14 protein-coding genes are annotated in these 17320 nt (G+C 55.0%); 11 read left to right on the plus strand and 3 right to left on the minus strand.

Annotated elements, in window-relative coordinates; genetic code table 11:
• Positions 1 to 205 precede the first annotated feature (205 nt).
• Positions 206 to 1465: an NADP-dependent isocitrate dehydrogenase gene (gene icd, locus AC2IBB_RS22570; protein ID WP_486328988.1), complete on the minus strand. Its 1260-nt coding sequence runs from the start codon at positions 1463 to 1465 to the stop codon at positions 206 to 208.
• Positions 1466 to 1630: 165 nt separating this feature from the next.
• Between icd and AC2IBB_RS22575 the strand changes: the two genes are divergently transcribed.
• From AC2IBB_RS22575 to AC2IBB_RS22605, 7 genes are all read left to right on the plus strand, one after another.
• Positions 1631 to 2239, plus strand: coding sequence for a pseudouridine synthase (locus AC2IBB_RS22575; protein ID WP_486328989.1), 609 nt, complete (start codon positions 1631 to 1633; stop codon positions 2237 to 2239).
• Between the two features lie 22 nt (positions 2240 to 2261).
• On the plus strand, positions 2262 to 2714 hold the full coding sequence (locus tag AC2IBB_RS22580; RefSeq protein ID WP_486328990.1) for an NUDIX hydrolase: 453 nt from the start codon (positions 2262 to 2264) through the stop codon (positions 2712 to 2714).
• 128 nt (positions 2715 to 2842) lie between these two features.
• A complete protein-coding gene (gene mnmA, locus AC2IBB_RS22585) occupies positions 2843 to 3937 on the plus strand; it encodes a tRNA 2-thiouridine(34) synthase MnmA (RefSeq protein WP_486328991.1) in 1095 nt (364 codons plus the stop codon).
• 13 nt (positions 3938 to 3950) lie between these two features.
• Positions 3951 to 4568, plus strand: coding sequence for a high frequency lysogenization protein HflD (gene hflD / locus AC2IBB_RS22590; RefSeq protein WP_486328992.1), 618 nt, complete (start codon positions 3951 to 3953; stop codon positions 4566 to 4568).
• 60 nt (positions 4569 to 4628) lie between these two features.
• Positions 4629 to 6023, plus strand: coding sequence for an adenylosuccinate lyase (gene purB / locus AC2IBB_RS22595; protein WP_486328993.1), 1395 nt, complete (start codon positions 4629 to 4631; stop codon positions 6021 to 6023).
• A 7-nt stretch (positions 6024 to 6030) separates the two neighbouring features.
• Positions 6031 to 7248 carry a JmjC domain-containing protein gene (locus AC2IBB_RS22600; RefSeq protein ID WP_486328994.1) on the plus strand — a complete coding sequence of 406 codons (1218 nt, stop codon included), beginning with the start codon at positions 6031 to 6033 and terminating at the stop codon, positions 7246 to 7248.
• Positions 7235 to 8191: a GNAT family N-acetyltransferase gene (locus AC2IBB_RS22605; protein WP_486328995.1), complete on the plus strand. Its 957-nt coding sequence runs from the start codon at positions 7235 to 7237 to the stop codon at positions 8189 to 8191. The genes AC2IBB_RS22600 and AC2IBB_RS22605 overlap by 14 nt, the downstream gene beginning before the upstream one ends.
• Before the next feature lie 42 nt (positions 8192 to 8233).
• Here the strand turns inward: AC2IBB_RS22605 and AC2IBB_RS22610 are convergent, their stop codons facing one another.
• Positions 8234 to 10435, minus strand: a complete 2202-nt coding sequence (locus AC2IBB_RS22610) for a CHASE2 domain-containing protein (RefSeq protein WP_486328996.1) — start codon at positions 10433 to 10435, stop codon at positions 8234 to 8236.
• A 127-nt stretch (positions 10436 to 10562) separates the two neighbouring features.
• Here AC2IBB_RS22610 and AC2IBB_RS22615 point away from each other — a divergent pair, with 127 nt between their 5' ends.
• The 3 genes from AC2IBB_RS22615 to AC2IBB_RS22625 are packed head-to-tail and all read left to right on the plus strand — an operon-like array spanning position 10563 to position 14841.
• A complete protein-coding gene (locus tag AC2IBB_RS22615; protein ID WP_486328997.1) occupies positions 10563 to 11876 on the plus strand; it encodes a tetratricopeptide repeat protein in 1314 nt (437 codons plus the stop codon).
• A gap of 13 nt (positions 11877 to 11889) precedes the next feature.
• A complete protein-coding gene (locus AC2IBB_RS22620; RefSeq protein ID WP_486328998.1) occupies positions 11890 to 14034 on the plus strand; it encodes a FecR family protein in 2145 nt (714 codons plus the stop codon).
• A gap of 27 nt (positions 14035 to 14061) precedes the next feature.
• Complete coding sequence (locus AC2IBB_RS22625; protein ID WP_486328999.1) at positions 14062 to 14841, plus strand: cyclic nucleotide-binding domain-containing protein; 780 nt, start codon at positions 14062 to 14064, stop codon at positions 14839 to 14841.
• A 29-nt stretch (positions 14842 to 14870) separates the two neighbouring features.
• Here AC2IBB_RS22625 and AC2IBB_RS22630 read toward each other — a convergent pair whose 3' ends face one another.
• On the minus strand, positions 14871 to 15833 hold the full coding sequence (locus tag AC2IBB_RS22630; protein ID WP_486329000.1) for a LysR family transcriptional regulator: 963 nt from the start codon (positions 15831 to 15833) through the stop codon (positions 14871 to 14873).
• A 107-nt stretch (positions 15834 to 15940) separates the two neighbouring features.
• Between AC2IBB_RS22630 and aceA the strand changes: the two genes are divergently transcribed.
• Complete coding sequence (gene aceA, locus AC2IBB_RS22635) at positions 15941 to 17275, plus strand: isocitrate lyase (RefSeq protein ID WP_486329001.1); 1335 nt, start codon at positions 15941 to 15943, stop codon at positions 17273 to 17275.
• Positions 17276 to 17320: the final 45 nt, after the last annotated feature.

Consider the following 17320-nt stretch of genomic DNA (forward strand, 5'->3'; position numbering starts at 1 on the left):
CGCCATACGGATACTTGAAATTCCAAACATGCTCCGGCTTGCACGGGGCGTGTTTTGCCCTGTCTGCGACATCAATCGGCCAAATCACCGCCTTTGCGCCACTCTCTTTTAAAACACGCCTGAATTTATGGCGACAAATAAAACGAGATGGCGAAAAAAAGCCCCGCAACTTGCAGGGCTTTTAGTTTCCAGCCTATGCCGAACTTTACTTCATATGCCTGATGACCGCGTCGCCAAACTCGGAAGTTTTCAGCAGGGTCGCATCCGGCATCAAGCGCTCAAAGTCATATGTCACCGTTTTTGCTTCAATCGCGCCCGCCATGCCATTTAAGATCAGGTCCGCCGCATCTTCCCATCCCATATGGCGCAACATCATCTCCGCCGAAAGAATCAGCGACCCGGGATTCACTTTATCCTGCCCGGCATACTTGGGGGCCGTGCCATGCGTGGCTTCAAACAACGCCACGCTGCCGCCGATGTTTGCGCCTGGCGCAATACCGATCCCGCCAACTTCCGCGGCCAAGGCGTCGGAAATATAGTCGCCATTTAAATTCAGCGTCGCGATGACGCTGTAATCTTCAGGACGCATCAAAATCTGTTGCAGGAAAGCGTCGGCGATAACATCTTTTACAACAACCTGACGCCCAGTTTTCGGGTTTTTAAATGAGTGCCATGGGCCTCCATCCAGAGGCTCTGCGCCAAAACGCTCCGCCGCCAGTTCATACCCCCAATCCTTAAACGCGCCTTCTGTAAATTTCATGATATTGCCCTTGTGAACCAGCGTCACAGAGGACTTATCATTGTCTATCGCATACTGAATCGCCTTTCTCACCAATCGCTTAGTCCCTTCTTCGGATACAGGTTTGACGCCGATTCCACAGTTATCGGGAAAGCGTATTTTGGTGACGCCCATCTCCTCGCGCAGAAAGCGAATGATTTTTTGCGCCTCCGGGCTGTTCGCCTTCCACTCAATGCCAGCGTAAATATCTTCCGAATTTTCTCGAAAGATCACCATGTCGGTTTTCTGCGGCGCCACCACGGGGCTCGGCACCCCCTTGAACCAGCGCACCGGACGCATACAGACATACAGATCAAGTTCCTGCCGCAGCGCAACGTTCAGAGAGCGAATGCCACCGCCTACGGGAGTGGTGAGAGGGCCTTTGATACCAATAGAAAACTCCCGCAGCGCCTCCAAAGTCTCCTCAGGCAGCCAGTCATTGGGTCCATACACCTTGGTCGCTTTCTCACCCGAATAAATTTCCATCCAGGCGATGGCGCGCTTGGAGCCATAGGCTTTTTCAACGGCCGCGTTGACAACTTTGATCATTGGGGGGGTAATGTCGACGCCAATCCCATCGCCTTCGATGAAAGGTATAATTGGATGATTGGGGACATTCAGGGACAGATCCGCATTTACCGTGATTTTGTCACCGTCAGCGGGAACTCTGATCTTTTGGTATCCCATTCTCTACTCCGTAGGTTTTAGGTTTGTGTTATTCCATAATATCGAACAGTAAGAAGCTTCCGCCGAACGGCGAGAAGCGTGCGCGTTTTGTAGTTTTATTACCGCGCCCATAGTATAGCACTGCAAAAACCGTAATTTTATTACAGAAGTTGGTGACCCCAAGCAATGGCTACTTTAGTCGTATTCAACAAGCCCATGAATGTTCTGACTCAGTTTAACGACTCTCAGGGACGCGACACCCTGTCCAACTATATCGACAAACCCGGCGTATACGCCGCCGGTAGACTGGATTACGACTCTGAAGGGCTGTTGTTGTTGACCGATGACGGAGCCATTCAGGCTCGCATCAGTCAACCGAAGTTTAAACTCCCGAAAACTTACTGGGTGCAAGTTGAAGGCGTTATTGGCGAAGCCGCATTACGCAGACTGGAAAAAGGGGTAATGCTTAATGACGGCCCCACCCGCCCCGCACACGCCAGCCTCATCAGTCCGCCCGAGGTCTGGGAGCGCAACCCGCCGATCCGGCAGCGTAAGAATACGCCAACCAGTTGGATCGCCCTGACTCTGTTTGAAGGCAGAAACAGACAAGTACGGCGCATGACCGCCGCCGTGGGCTTTCCAACTCTGCGCCTGATTCGATACAGTATCGGCCCTTGGAGCATTAACGGTTTACAGCCCGGAGAGTGGCGGGAAGAGCAAGTCCATGCTCCCCAGAAACCGTCTCCCTCCAACCGCAGAAGCCCGCAGAAAGTCGTTCGTTTCAAAAAACGCTAACTCAAATATTCGGAGCATTTTTATGGTGTGGAGCCCCAGAGCCGTCGTGGCTGCGATCATTCCCCAAGACGATAAGTTCCTGTTCGTGGAGGAGGAGATTGATGGGCGCGCCGTATTGAATCAGCCTGCGGGACATATCGAAAAAGGCGAAAGCATATTTGATGCGGCGCTACGGGAAATCCTGGAGGAAACAGGATGGGAAACAGAGCTGGAGAACTTCATTGGGGTCTATGTTCTGAACACGTCCGACCCGGAAACAGTTTTCCATCGTTATTGCTTCAGCGCACGCCCCTTACGTCAAACCGGACGCGCGTTGGACTCGGACATAACCGCCACCCACTGGCTGTCTCACACGCAGCTGATTAACAATGATCTCCCTTTACGCAGCGGTCTGGTCAGGCTCTGTCTGGAAGATTATCTCAAGGGCCGCCGTCTTCCCCTGGAAACGATACGTCACTACAAAATCCAGGGGTAGAGGCCAAATACCCAGCGCCAGCTAATGAAACTTTAGAAATATTGCTGACGGACGCCTATAATAGGGCGTTTTTTCACGCTGAAGCCTTGGCGCCTCTTAAGTAAATCCAAGCTCTGAAAGTTTAAGCCATGTCCACATATCGTAAACAACGCGTCATCGTCGGCATTTCCGGAGGAGTCGATTCCTCCGTATCCGCCTACCTCCTGAAAGCGCTCGGCTATGAAGTCGAAGGCTTGTTCATGAAAAACTGGGATGAGGACGACGGTACGGATTACTGCACTGCTCTCTCTGATCTTGAGGACGCACAAAAAGTCTGCGATAAGTTAGACATCAAACTGCATACTGCTAGCTTCTCCGCAGAATACTGGGACCGCGTTTTTGAGCATTTCCTTGACGAATACCGCGCCGGAAGAACGCCAAACCCGGACATCCTGTGCAACAAAGAAATCAAGTTCAAAGCCTTTCTGGATTACGCCCAGGCGCTAGGCGGCGACCTGATCGCTACAGGACATTACGCCCAGTTCTCTCGTTTTGGCGAACACACGTACCTGATGAAAGGCGCAGATCCCAGCAAAGAACAGAGCTATTTCCTGCACGCCGTCCCTGGTCAGGCGTTAGCGAGAACGCTATTCCCCGTCGGCGGCCTTCTGAAGAAAGAAGTCCGTCGCATTGCCCGGGAGCAGGATCTGGTCACCCATGATAAAAAAGACAGTACAGGCATCTGCTTTATTGGCGAGCGCAAGTTTTCCGACTTCCTGAAGACCTACCTGCCTGCTCAACCCGGTAAAATTGTGACGGATAAAGGCGAAGAGATCGGCCGTCACCAGGGATTGATGTACCACACTATCGGCCAGCGCCAGGGACTCGGCATTGGCGGCCTGAAGGGCTATGACGACGCGCCCTGGTATGTGGTGGAGAAAGATCTCGATAACAACGAGCTGATCGTAGCCCAAGGCGGAGATCACCCTCAGTTGTTCAGCGCAGGCCTGACCGCCAGCAAACTGGACTGGATTAACGGCGCTCCCGCGACATCGTCCTTCTCCTGCTACGCCAAAACCCGTTACCGGCAACCCGACCAGCTATGTCGCGTGGATGTGGGTGACGACGGAATAAGGGTCACATTCGACAAGCCCCAGCGGGCGGTCACCCCCGGCCAGTCGGTCGTATTTTATGATGGCGCGCGCTGCCTGGGCGGCGGCGTTATCGAATCTGTATTCAAATAGGAGTCAGTCGACTTTGTCCTATAACCTTGAGAATCAAGTGATAGCGTTGGCGGGAGTTTTCCAGTCCGCCGCGCTGGTGGATCAGTTGGCCAAGCAAGGTACCATCGCACCAACCAGCTATGAATGCAGCCTGAAAAGCCTGCTCAAAGTCGACGCAACGACGACTCTCGATGTGTATGGCGATGTTTATGGCGTGCAACTGGGCTTGAAAGAGCTGATCGCCGTACTGGAAAGAAAGCAGGACCGCAAAAAAGTGGATGTCGTGCGTTACGCCCTGACCCTCCTGTATCTGGAAGGCAAGGTCAACAAGCGCGGCGACATGCTGGACGTAATGAGCCAGCGCATCGCACAAATCAAAACCCAGACTTTGCATTTCGACCCCACACACACCAACATCATCAGCGCTTTCGCCTCGCTTTACAGCGACACCATCAGCACCTTCCCTCAGCGTATACAGGTGACTGGCGACCCCAGATTCCTGCGAGTGGATGAAAACGCGGATAAAATCCGCGCCCTGCTGCTGGCTGGCATTCGCGCCGCTGTGTTATGGAGACAGGTTGGCGGACGCCGCTGGAAACTGTTCTTCATGCGCAAAAAGATTCTGCAGATCGCCAATGGTATGTTGCGCTGATCGCATGCCCCTTTAATGTTAGAATTCAACGTTTGTTCAACCGCTGCAAGAGATAGAAACATGATACTTAACGAGCTGACAGCACTCTCCCCCGTCGACGGCCGTTACGCCGGTAGGGTCGCCGATTTGCGGCCGATCTTCAGTGAGTTTGGTCTGATCAAAGCGCGGATTGAAGTGGAAATCAAATGGCTGCTGCAATTGGCCGCCAATCCCGGTATCCCAGAGGTTCCCGCTTTTGACGACGCAACGACAGCCTTTTTGACCGCCATCTATGAGAACCTGTCGCTGGAAGACGCCTCCCGGGTCAAGGAAATCGAACGCACCACCAATCACGATGTGAAAGCGGTGGAGTACTTCATCAAAGAACAGTTCAAACGTGACGGCGCTCCCAAAATTCTTACGGATATTAACGAATTCGTACACTTCGCCTGCACCTCGGAAGACATCAACAACCTGTCTTACTCCCTGATGCTGAAGCGCGGCGTACAAGACGTGGCGCTGCCTGTGATGCAGCAAGTCGTCGCCAGACTGGAAGAACTGGCCTTGAACTTCGCCGCACAGCCCATGCTGTCCCGTACTCACGGACAAACCGCTTCGCCCACGACCGTCGGCAAAGAGCTCGCCAATGTGGTCGCTCGCCTGAAAAGACAAATGGCGCAGATTCGCCAGGTCAAAATGCTGGGCAAGATCAACGGCGCCGTCGGCAACTACAACGCGCACTTGAGCGCCTATCCCGATGTCGACTGGGAAGCCCACGCACAGAGTCTGATCAAAGAGCTGGGACTGGAATGGAACCCATACACCACTCAGATCGAACCCCACGATTTCATCGCCGAAGCCTTCGACGCCGTGTGCCGTTTCAACACGGTCCTGATTGATCTGAACCGCGACGTCTGGGGCTACATTTCCCTGGGTTACTTCAAGCAAAAAGCGGTGGCTGGCGAAGTCGGCTCTTCCACCATGCCTCACAAGGTCAACCCGATTGATTTCGAAAACTCCGAAGGCAACCTGGGCATCGCCAATGCGGTAATGGAGCACTTGAGCCGTAAGTTGCCGGTCTCCCGCTGGCAGCGCGATCTGACCGACTCTACCGTATTGCGTAATCTGGGCGTTGGTTTGGCGCAGTCCTTGATCGCTTATCACTCTACTCTGAAAGGCCTGGGCAAGCTGGAGCTGAACCCCATGCGTCTGGACGAAGACCTGAACCAAAGCTGGGAAGTGCTGGCGGAGCCTATCCAGACTGTCATGCGTCGCTACCGCATCGAAGGCGCTTACGAGAAGCTGAAAGAACTGACTCGCGGCAAAGCGATTACTCAGGAAGCCATGAAGCCGTTCATTGAGTCGCTGGAAATTCCTGAAGAAGCCAAGCAGCGTCTGCTTGAAATGACGCCGGCGACATACATCGGCAACGCCGCAGAGCAAGCTGCGCGCATCAAAGACTATAGCGGCGAGTAACAGCGATATGTTGACTCACCTGGGCGACATCAGCGTCGCCGACTTCCTGGCGCATTACTGGCAAAAAAAGCCGCTGATTATTCGCGGCTTACTGCCTGATTATGAATGCCCGCTGGACGAGAATGATCTGGCGGGGCTCGCCACGGAAGAAGAAGTCGAATCCCGTTTGGTCTACGAAGAGCTTAACGGCCTTCCCTGGCAGTTGGAGCACGGCCCATTTTCCATAGAAAAGCTGGAAAATATGCCTCTTCAAGGCTGGACTCTGTTAGTGCAGGGACTAGACACCTGGGCTCCGGAAATCGCTGACCTGCTCGATCGCTTCCGTTTCCTGCCCAACTGGCGCGTGGACGATGTGATGGCCAGCTTTGCGCCGCCGGGAGGCAGCGTAGGGCCGCATTTTGATCATTACGACGTATTTCTGATCCAGGCGACGGGCGCTCGCCGCTGGCGCATCGGCCCGCCCTGCGATCACCAATCGCCACGTGTGGACGGCACGCCGTTGCGCATCCTGCAGAATTTCGAGCAGACGGATGAATGGGTGCTGGAGCCTGGCGATGCGCTGTATTTGCCGCCACGCTACGCCCACTACGGCATCGCGGAAACATCCTGCATCACCCTTTCGGTAGGCTTTCGCTCCCCGACTTATGCGGAGCTGATGTCCGCGCTGGCGGACGATTGGTTTGAGAACCCAGCGTTATCCACTCATTTGCACGACGCCACCGAAGCGCCATTGAGCAACCCCGGTTTGATCAGCGATGATGTGTTTGCGGACATTAAATCCCGTTTACAAGCCCTGCTTGATGACGAAGCGGGTTTACGCCGCAGTTTCGGACGCTTCATCAGCGCGCCGAAGTTCGACGCCGCCGTACCGCCGCTGGACGCCGATATGCGCCTTTCGCCGGAAGACGTGGGCGAATCACTGCAGGATCAGGAAATCCAGTGGCGCTGGAATGAGGGCTCTCGCTACACCTACAGCCTGTACGAAGAAGCCGGCGCGCGCCGCATCATGTTTTCTGTGGACGGCGAAGCTTATGACGCCGATGAACGCTTTGCGCCCCTGGTGGAAACCTTGTGCCGCAGCAATGATGTAGACCGTGAGCAGTTGTTGCCGTGGAGCGCGGATAAGGACGCATTGAAGTTGTTGAGTTCCTTGTTGAATAGAGGCAGTCTGGTGCTGGAAGGCTTCGATGACGATGAGGAAGACTGGGACGATGACGACGCTTAAGTACACCCGCATCACCACTTGGTTGGAAAACGAAAGCGAACTGCGCGCGATTCGCCAACAGGCTTTTGTGGAAGAGCAAGGCGTCCCCCCGGAATTGGAGTGGGACGACAAAGACGAAAACGCCGTACATTTCCTGGTAAAGGATATGGAAGACCGTAATCTGGCGGTCGCCCGTCTGGTGCGATTGTCGCCGGAGAAAGCGAAGCTCGGCCGCCTTGCCGTAACGCCAGCGTATCGCCGTCAGGGAATCGCCAGAAGTCTCCTTAAATTCGTTATCGGCTACGCCCGTTCGGAAGGGCTTACTCACTTGCAGCTCAGCGCCAATATCGAAGCCACCTCCCTGTACGCCAGCGAAGGCTTTCAGGCCATCAGCGAGCCTCATACAGAAGCAGGTTCGCTCCACCAGCACATGGAGTTGACACTGGGGTCTGCGAAGGTCGAAGCGAAAAACGCGCTGGGACAAGATGACCGGGTTTATCGCTTTCACTCTGAGCCGGACTACCTTGAGCACCTGAAATCCCTCACTTCGCAAGCCAGACAAAGCGCCTATATTCTGACTTGGGACCTGGAAAAAAACGTACTGGACAACCCCGATGTGCTGGACGCCTTAAGCAGCCTCGCCCGGGGCGGCCGCGCCACGCAGATTAAAATCCTGCTGGGGGCCCCGAAAACGCCTGTAGCGCAGAGCAACCAACTGCTCGCCCTCGCCCGTCGGCTCACCTCCAATATTGAAATCAAGATGCTCAATCCTGAGTTGAGTTTTCCCGAGCAGGTTTATGTGCTGATTGACGATGACGGCATCTTGCTACGCCACCATTACGAAAAATGGGAGGGCTTCTGCTGCTACCAGGACCCCGGCACGGTGAAACGCCTGAAAGACGAGTTCATGCGTTTGTTGCAACACAGTCAGGTGTCACAGGAGCTGCGTCAGTTCTCTTTGTAGGCCCTGTCGTTGCAGACAAACAGAATCCGCCTGATTATTAAATCACTTGGACGTGTGACGATAGACGCCATCCCAATCATCTGGCAGCGTCTGCCGCCTTAGACCGATAATCCGCTCCCTGTACAGGTTATACAAACGGCGGCCCGGCTCTTCCAATTGCAGTTGCTGGAATATAGCGTCCGCCTGCTCCCATTGCCGCGCCCGGTAACATTCGATCGCCCGCTGATAACGGGTCAGACGATTCACAGTTACCGCGTCAAGCCGTCCTTTTTCTCCCAGCGGCTCATAGGCGTCCACCGGAATATCCTTGCCTTTCACCTGAATGCGATCACAGAAGCGAAAGGCGTAGCCATCGGCCGCCTTTACCGTCATTTCTCCCACCAGGACATCCACACCATAGAATTTGGTCAGCCCCTCCAGCCGAGAACCCAGGTTCACCGCATCCCCCAGCACCGTATAGGCCTTGCGATATTGCGACCCCATGTCGCCGACATTCATCAGCCCAGTATTGACGCCAACGCCAATCCGAATGGGAGGAAAGCCTTTTTGGGAAAGCTCTACTGACAAACGCCGGGTGATCGCCTGCATCTCCATGGCGGTCTTAACCGCTTTTTCCGCATGTTCCAGATCGTCCACTGGCGCTCCCCAAAACGCCATCACCATATCGCCAACATACTTATCGATGGTGCCGTCATTGCGAAAAATAGACTCAGTAATCGGTGTGAAGTAGAGATTCAGTAGTTCTTTCAGTTGCGCCGCGGATAACTGCTCGGAAATAGTGGTGAAGCTGCGAATATCAGAGAACAGCACCGTCAATTCCTTGCTTTCCCCCGCCATGGAATATTGCTCAGGGTTATCCAGCATGCGGTCGATATGGGCTGGCGGCACATATTGCGCAAACATGCCGCGTACGCGACGCTCAATGGCGTACTCGTGAATAAATTCCGTCACCAGATACCAGCCAAAGACGCTCTGGGCCAGCAACAGTGTACTGATCATGGGAAAATCCATACGCCAGCGCGTCCATATCAAGGTGTTCAGCGCCACCAATAAAAGATTGATCATAATCGCCGCCAGCACCATTGTCAGGGGACGTCGCCCCGGCAGCACCCATACCAGCAGCAACAGCAAAATCAGCTGAAACACCAACACCGCCCCTGGCTCCCATACTGGACGGTAGGGAAATTCGCCTCGCAGCAGCCCTTGCGCCACCAGCGCCTGCACCTCCACACCAGGGAAGACGGTAGCGAAAGGCGTACTCACAAGATCGGCGAGACCGATAGCGGAAGTCCCCACAAATACCAGTTTGCCTTCCAGCTCCTGGGGCGCAAGCCCTCCCGCCAGCGCCAACCAGGCGGGCATATAGCGAAACTGTCCTCGCCCCTGCCGATAAGGAATTAGCACTCGGCCGACCGCATCAGTCTGTACGAGAACGTCAGTCAGGCGCATTCCGCTCGCGGCTTGCACCGCGCCAAGGGGCGTGAACTCAAGCGCCGCCTCATCCGCCAGTAGATACGTCATCGCCGCGGACAGCGCCAAAGAAGGATAGATAGCGCCATCAAAGGACATGAATACCGGCGTGCGTCGGATCACACCATCCGCATCTGGAAAGGTCGTGACAAAACCGCTCCCCGCCGCGGCGTCTTGCAACTCAAGCAGGGGCGCCGCGTATCCGGAAGCGTTGATCAGAACATGGCCGGTCGGCGCCGACGCAAGAGGATCGGGCAATCTGCCGATTTGCATCGAGGTGTCCAGGTGCATGAAAAAACCCAGCACCGTATCAATCTCCGACAAACGTTCCGCCAGCTGCTCATCCGGCCGCCAGGACATAGCAATGCGATTGAGCGCCGCCCGATCCTCTTCACTGAGCTCCGGCCCGGCGGACGCGGCCACGGATTCGATAAAGTTATTGCTTTCAGACTCAGAGAACACCACATCAAACGCCACCACCGCCGCGCCGGACTTTTGCAGCGCCTCCACCAGAGCCGCCACACGGGCGCGACTCCAGGGCCAACGACCTTCACGCTGTATAGAAGCTTCGTCAATATCCACAATCACAATGTCAGAATATGGCTCCACCCGGGTGAAAAACGCCGCCGTCTGCGCCCGCCAGTCATAGAACACATAGTCAAGGCGATTTAATAAAGAACGGTCGCCAGCCTGAGTGGTCAACTGCCAGCCAATAAAGACCGCAGCGATCAGCAAGGCGGGGATATGTTTGAGCAACCCTGAATACGTTCGCATGTGAAACTGTTGCAATTCATAAATTTATTGCCGACTCCGAAAAAACTGCGGCTGGCAAAATCACCCTCTCTCTCTAGACTTAAAGCACTGGATGTTTCCGTCACCATCGGCAAAAGGAATTATCGCTTTGTTGATAACGAAAAAAGTCCGCCGCCTGCTACTGATTTTGCTGATGATCTGGGGCCTGCCCGCCTACGCCCAGGATTCTGTTAAGAGTAGCTCAATCGCAGCGACCTTAAAGTCGCTAAACGCCGCCGGAGACTACGAGCAAGCTTATCGACTTGGAGTCGAGCGCATGGAAAGCATGGAAGGCGACCCGGAGTTCGATTTCTATTTCGGCCTGTCCGCCTTAGAAAGCGGCCGCTACCCAGAAGCCCAGTTCGTATTCGAAAGACTTACGGCGCTGTATCCAGACAATGACCGCTTTCGCCTGGAATACGCAAGAACGCTTTTTAACCTGCAGCAGTACAACGCCGCCCGCGAGCAGTTTCTTATTGTCCTGGCCAGAGACCCCCCACAGGCGGTAAAAGACAATATCGCCCGCTTTCTGGCGGCGCTGGATGAACGCGAGTACGAGTTACAACGTCGCTGGCGGGGCCACATTGGCCTGGGGGGCGGTTATGACAGCAATATCAACAACGCCACCGACGAACGCTTCGTTGGCCTGTTTGAACTCCCCGACTCAGCTCAGGAAACCGAAAGCGCTTACGCCGCACTGCGCACCAGCTTCGCCTATGCTTACCCGGTTTCTCAGCTGAATTCCGCCAGACTGGAGTTCGACAGCCAGCATAAACATAATTTTGAAAACAGCGATTTCGACTTAGACTCCGCCCGCCTCAGCGCCTCATGGAAGAACAGTCGCGCTTATCGGGAGTTGGAAGCCGGCGCGTCCTATCAACATGTGCTGCTGGATTCGGAAGATTATCAGCGTAACAGCGGCGTTTTCATGCAATGGCGGGAACAGTGGAATACTCACTTATTGACGTTTTTTTATGCTGGCGTTTTTGTCAAAGATTCCTTCGCCAATCCGCTCCTGAACAACTACCAGCCTCTCACGGGTCTGTCTTTTCTGGTTCCTCGCGCGCGACTATTGCACACCCTCAGCCTGTTTGCAGGAACAGAAAACCCAAGACAACAGGACGCGTCTTCTCTCGCCAAAGACTTCTATAGTCTTGGCTATCGGCTCGCTTACAAGCTCTCCCCCACCCTGACGCCTTATGTGGGGTACTCCGGCTTTTTCGCTGACTATAAGGCGGAAAACCCGGTATTCGGGGAAGTCCGCGATGATACATCCACTCAGCTCAGCGCTGGCGGAGAATGGAAGCTCAACCACGAGCTAAGCGCGCTCGCCGAACTTTCTTACACAGACAACGAAAGCAACCTGGACTTGTATGACTACACCCGATGGCGCGGAGAATTCCGCATCCGTTGGCGGTTTTAAGGAGGTCCCCCTTATGCGAGAACACATATTCAGTACGATAGCGGCAATATTGACGACTTACGGCTTGCTCGCGCCGATGGCCTCCGCCGCGCCACTGGAAGCCGGAAAAGTAATTATGTCCCGCGGCGTCGCCACCGCCTTGGGAGAAAACGGCGAGGAACGCCCCTTGAATCGACGCGCTGCTATTTATGTGGGGGATACGCTCACTACCGGGGCAGACTCCATACTGCAACTACGATTCACCGATAAAGCGCTGATGACGCTGCGAGAAAACACCCGCTTCACCATTGCCGAATATTCACCGGGGGACGAAAACAAAGGCGGAGCCGCTATCATGCAGCTGCTGGAAGGCGGCTTCCGTACTATTACCGGCTCTATTGGCAAAGGCGACAGCGACGCCTACAAAGTCTCCACTCACGCCGCCAGCATTGGTATCCGCGGCACTCACTACGAAGCCCTGGAAAGCCGCGGACAAAGGCTGCTGCTGGCGGTCTGGCAAGGCGGCTTGAGAGTGGAGAATACCGCCGGCGCCTTGAATCTGGGGGAAGATGTCGCCTTCCGCTTCTCCGCCATAACCCCCGGCCAAGCCCCAGAGGGGCTACTGCAGGCGCCGCCGGAAATGCAGCAAGGCCTGCCCGTACCAAAAGCAGAGGCCCGACGCTCCCGCTCACCAGCCACTGCAAATGAGTCCAGCGAAGACGACGAGAGCGCATCGACGTCCACAACACAAACCGCACAAACCGACGCTGTCAAAGCCTCTCCTGATGAGTTCGCCAACCACGACGCTGGTTCAAGCACTGGCGGCGGAGATTTGATTAACGCAACCGCGCTTGGCGCGTCCAGCCCGGCCGATGTTATCAATGATGTGGAGTCGACCCACTTCACCGACACCAATCCGGATCTAGCCGGAGGACTGACGCCGGGGTCATCCGGGGACAGCTCTGGACCATCTGTTCAGGACCCGCGCCTGACCGTCGCCGAGTATGAGCAGTTCATGAACGACCGCATATTCGGCGCAGCCGTGGTGGCTGGGGCCGGAGAAGAAGTGCTCGCCACCATCATCGCACCCCAGACAATAACGCCTTTCGATTACACCAGTGCCGGCCCGGTGACGTTTAATATCGAATATTCCTTCAGCAGCTCCGGCGGCACGCCGCCTATTAATACCGTCACCATCATGCTGCAGGACAATATTACCGATCTGGTCGGCCTCATTGCTGATATTGACGACGACCTGTCCCTCTCCGGCGCGCCTATCGGCGTACGCGAGTCCATGCAAAACCCCGGCAAACTGGAGTTTTACACTACCACTGGAGACGTCAGCTTACTGTTTGGTCTGGTGGCCTATGACCCCATCTCCTCCTCCGCATCCAGCACGGATATCGCCGGCACCCTGGGCGGCATCATGGAAGGCTCGTATGGCTACGGCAGTATCGACGGCTCCCAGTCCGCTAATCTAAAAATGGTGTTCGATACTAACGGCGAACCGGTTTTCATCCTGCCGGATGTGGACGATCCCGGCTCCGGCAGCCCGTCTTCCACAGACATGTTTTTTGACCCGGACAATTTCCCCGAGCCTTACACAGTGGTGCGACGGGGCGACGCCATCCTGGAAAAGTTTGACCCAAGCGTGGGCGGCCGCGGCAATATCAGTTGGGGGCTTTGGAAATCATCCGCCAGCGCTGGCGTGGAAATTTACGATGACGTGTCCAACCCCGGCATCTTCAGGTCTGAGGAGCGCTCCATCTACTGGCTGTCAGCAGAAGCCGCCAACACTTCCGACCTGACGGGAACCGCAAATTTCGCTACAACCGGGGACTTTATCGGCAGCGGTTCAGACGGCGTCGTCACTGCTGTTAATGGCTCTTTCCAAGTGGATTTCGACAATGGCGTCATCAGCAACGGCCTGCTGGACGTCAGCACAGCCAGCCAGAACTGGAGCACACAACTCTCAGGTTCTTACCAGGATGCGCAGGCATACCTTAACGTGCTGGACGGAAACATCAGCGGATCAGTCAACTGCAGCAGTTGTGTCAGCGGCAATCTCAACGGCATTTTCGCGGCGCCGGGAGACGCTTTCGCCGGCGCCTTCGATTTGCAGCAAATAGACGACCCTGACGTCCATGTGGAAGGCCTTTTGCTTATGGAACAACAATAAGTCCGTCTCTGCGGGGGAACTAACAGCATGCGTTTCATCAATGGCACAACGGACAGACTGACAGCTCTGGGCGCTAATGTAGCCCAGAGCAGCGCCAAACTATACGACAATATCAAAATGCTGTGCGACAGCGTCAAATTCGACTACATCGACGACCTGTACCGGGAATTCGACGGCGACTACTTATATTTTGTTGAAGCCGGCGAGCTGGAAGCCGTCACGGATGACCGTCCCATCTATCATTTCGAGCCGGGAGATTTAATTGGCATTCAGGTGTTATCAGGCTTTCCGGAGCCGGTCATTCGCTCAGACGGTCCCGCCACACTGGCGCAAATCAGCAAAAAACGATTTCGCGACGCCGCGACAGGCTCCGTTCATTTCAAAGAATATCTCATGCAGATCTCGGCCTTCTTCGCCGAGGCCTGCTGCCAAGGAATCGACACCCAGAATGAGACTCACACGTCCTTCAAGTCCTTCAAACAAGGCGAGGTCATCATCCGCGAAGGCGATCCTGCTGACGAAGTGTTTGACCTTATCAGCGGGGAAGCCTCGGTTTACGTGAAGGATCAACTGGTGGGCAAAGTCGGCCCCAATGAAATTTTCGGAGCTATGGCGGCGCTGACCAAAACGCCGCGTACGGCCACGGTCATCGCCGATCGACCCTGCACCGTCATGTCCGCGCCGATGGACGAATTTATCTTTCTGATTCGCAACCAGCCGCGCACTTGTCTGGCGTTAATGGAAAATATGGCCAAGCAGATATTGGAGCTGAACAAAAAGCTGGTGGATGTGATGCAAAAATCCTGATTCTCCAGTCGAAAGACCTGACGGTTCTGTCAGTCCTTCGCCCGGGTTTCATTTTCTTCTGGTTCGTTAGCGACTTCGGTAATCAACTGACGCAGCCATCGGTGATCTGAGTTGTTCTGCAGCAGGGGGCTCCAGGCCATCTTCAGCTCGATAGGCGGAATCGGAAACGGCGGCTCCTTGACCACCACACCGGGGTGATCCAGCGTCAGCAGCGCGGCTCGGCTCGGCAGGGTCGCGATCAAGTCATGCTGCTGCGCCAACAGCATCGCCACCTGATAGTGCCGTGTGAATACGCTGATTTTCCGCTTACTCCCCAAACGCGTCAGCGCCTCGTCCACCCACCCCAGACGCTGCACATCCTTGGGATTAACCCCGACGCCAACGCCAAAGCCGGTTTTGCTGACCCATATGTGATTGGCGTTAAGGTAGTTTTCCAGGGTGAAATCAAATACCAGCGGATTATGAACGCTCAATAAGCAGGAAAAGCCATCCTCCCAGATGGTTTTCTGATGAAAGGACAGCGGCATTTTGTCAAAGCGGTTAATCGCCATATCCACCCGACCCTGCTCCACATCAAGAAACGTAACGTCGCTGGGGGTCAATACATCCAGGATGATATTGGGCGCTACTCTACGCAGGCGCCGCAACAGGGCGGGAATCAGAGTGCTTTCCGCATAGTCGCTGGCCATAATGCGAAAGACGCGACGGCTGGTGGCTGGCGAAAACACTTCTTTCGGCTGCACCACCATATCAATGTCAGACAAGATCGAGCGCACCATCGGCTGCAACTCCAACGCCCGCGCCGTCGCCGTCATACCCTCGCTGGTGCGCACCAGCAAGGGATCGCCAAACATATCCCGCAGACGACGCAGGCCATTACTCATCGCAGGCTGAGTGATTCCCAAGTGATTCGCCGCCTTGGTGACGCTTTTTTCGCGCAATAAAACATCTAAAAAAACCAGTAAATTCAAATCGATGCGACTTACATTCATTTCACGAATACCGAGAATAAAAACTATAAATTTAAGAAATTATGACTAAAGTCGTACACTTTGTCTCGTACAAAAATTCAACTAAACCAAAAGAGGGTCGTTGAGCGATGACAACTGGAAATTACAATCGCGCTGAAGAAATTGCAGCCATCGAGAAGGACTGGGCGGAGAACCCACGTTGGAAAGGCGTAAGACGCACCTACTCTGCTGAAGACGTAGTGCGCCTGCGTGGTTCCCTGAAAATCGAAAACACTATCGCCAAGCGCGGCGCTGAGAAGCTGTGGAAGCTGATCAATGAAGGCGCCAAACCCACTTTTCGTCCTGAGAAGGACTTCGTAAACGCCATGGGCGCTCTGACTGGCGGTCAGGCCGTACAACAGGTTAAAGCAGGCATCCAGGCTATCTACCTGTCAGGCTGGCAGGTTGCTGCGGACAACAACTCTTACATGTCCATGTTCCCGGATCAGTCTCTGTACCCAGTGGACTCTGTCCCAGCAGTCGTTAAGCGCATCAACAACTCTTTCCGTCGCGCTGACCAGATTCAGTGGAAAAAAGGCCTGAACCCTGGCGACGAAGGCTACATTGATTACTTCGCTCCAATCGTCGCTGACGCGGAAGCCGGTTTCGGCGGCGTATTGAACGCTTACGAACTGATGCGCGCCATGATCGAAGCAGGCGCTTCCGGCGTTCACTTCGAAGACCAGTTGGCTTCCGTCAAGAAGTGCGGCCACATGGGCGGAAAAGTACTGGTTCCTACTCAGGAAGCCGTACAAAAGCTGATCGCTGCGCGTCTGGCTGCTGACGTTTCCGGCGCCTCCACCATCGTTCTGGCGCGTACTGACGCCAACGCGGCGGACCTGCTGACTTCCGACTGCGACGACTACGACAAGCCGTTCGTCACTGGCGACCGTACTTCCGAAGGTTTCTACCGCGTTAAAGCCGGTATCGACCAAGCCATCGCCCGCGGTCTGGCTTACGCGCCTTACGCTGACCTGCTGTGGTGTGAAACTGCGACGCCGGATCTGGCTGAAGCCAAGAAATTCGCGGAAGCGATCAAGAAGGAATACCCAGACCAACTGTTGTCCTACAACTGCTCTCCTTCCTTCAACTGGAAGAAGAACCTGGACGACGCCACTATCGCCAAATTCCAGCGCGAACTGTCAGCCATGGGCTACAAGTTCCAGTTCATCACTTTGGCGGGCATCCACAACATGTGGTACAACATGTTCGACTTGGCGTACAAGTACGCTCGCAACGACATGTCCGCATACGTGGAACTGCAGGAAACCGAATTTGCTGCTGCGGAACGGGGTTACACCTTCGTTGCTCACCAGCAAGAAGTCGGCACCGGCTACTTCGACGACATGACCACCGTTATTCAAGGCGGCCAGTCTTCAGTAACCGCACTGACCGGCTCAACTGAAGAAGATCAGTTCCACTAAGAACCGATTTTCACGCTAAGTCCCCGAAAAAAGGCGGCCGCAAGG

The organism is Hahella sp. NS-SX17 (assembly GCF_057367735.1).

What these genes read in the sequence shown, in the direction of transcription:
- AC2IBB_RS22605 (WP_486328995.1), top strand. Translation starts at nt 7,235, where the DNA reads ATGACGACGCTTAAGTACACCCGCATCACCACTTGGTTGGAAAACGAA.
- AC2IBB_RS22620 (WP_486328998.1), top strand. Translation starts at nt 11,890, where the DNA reads ATGCGAGAACACATATTCAGTACGATAGCGGCAATATTGACGACTTAC.
- aceA (WP_486329001.1), top strand. Translation starts at nt 15,941, where the DNA reads ATGACAACTGGAAATTACAATCGCGCTGAAGAAATTGCAGCCATCGAG.
- mnmA (WP_486328991.1), top strand. Translation starts at nt 2,843, where the DNA reads ATGTCCACATATCGTAAACAACGCGTCATCGTCGGCATTTCCGGAGGA.
- AC2IBB_RS22625 (WP_486328999.1), top strand. Translation starts at nt 14,062, where the DNA reads ATGCGTTTCATCAATGGCACAACGGACAGACTGACAGCTCTGGGCGCT.
- purB (WP_486328993.1), top strand. Translation starts at nt 4,629, where the DNA reads ATGATACTTAACGAGCTGACAGCACTCTCCCCCGTCGACGGCCGTTAC.
- AC2IBB_RS22580 (WP_486328990.1), top strand. Translation starts at nt 2,262, where the DNA reads ATGGTGTGGAGCCCCAGAGCCGTCGTGGCTGCGATCATTCCCCAAGAC.
- AC2IBB_RS22600 (WP_486328994.1), top strand. Translation starts at nt 6,031, where the DNA reads ATGTTGACTCACCTGGGCGACATCAGCGTCGCCGACTTCCTGGCGCAT.
- AC2IBB_RS22630 (WP_486329000.1), bottom strand. Translation starts at nt 15,833, where the DNA reads ATGAATGTAAGTCGCATCGATTTGAATTTACTGGTTTTTTTAGATGTT.
- AC2IBB_RS22610 (WP_486328996.1), bottom strand. Translation starts at nt 10,435, where the DNA reads ATGCGAACGTATTCAGGGTTGCTCAAACATATCCCCGCCTTGCTGATC.
- icd (WP_486328988.1), bottom strand. Translation starts at nt 1,465, where the DNA reads ATGGGATACCAAAAGATCAGAGTTCCCGCTGACGGTGACAAAATCACG.
- AC2IBB_RS22575 (WP_486328989.1), top strand. Translation starts at nt 1,631, where the DNA reads ATGGCTACTTTAGTCGTATTCAACAAGCCCATGAATGTTCTGACTCAG.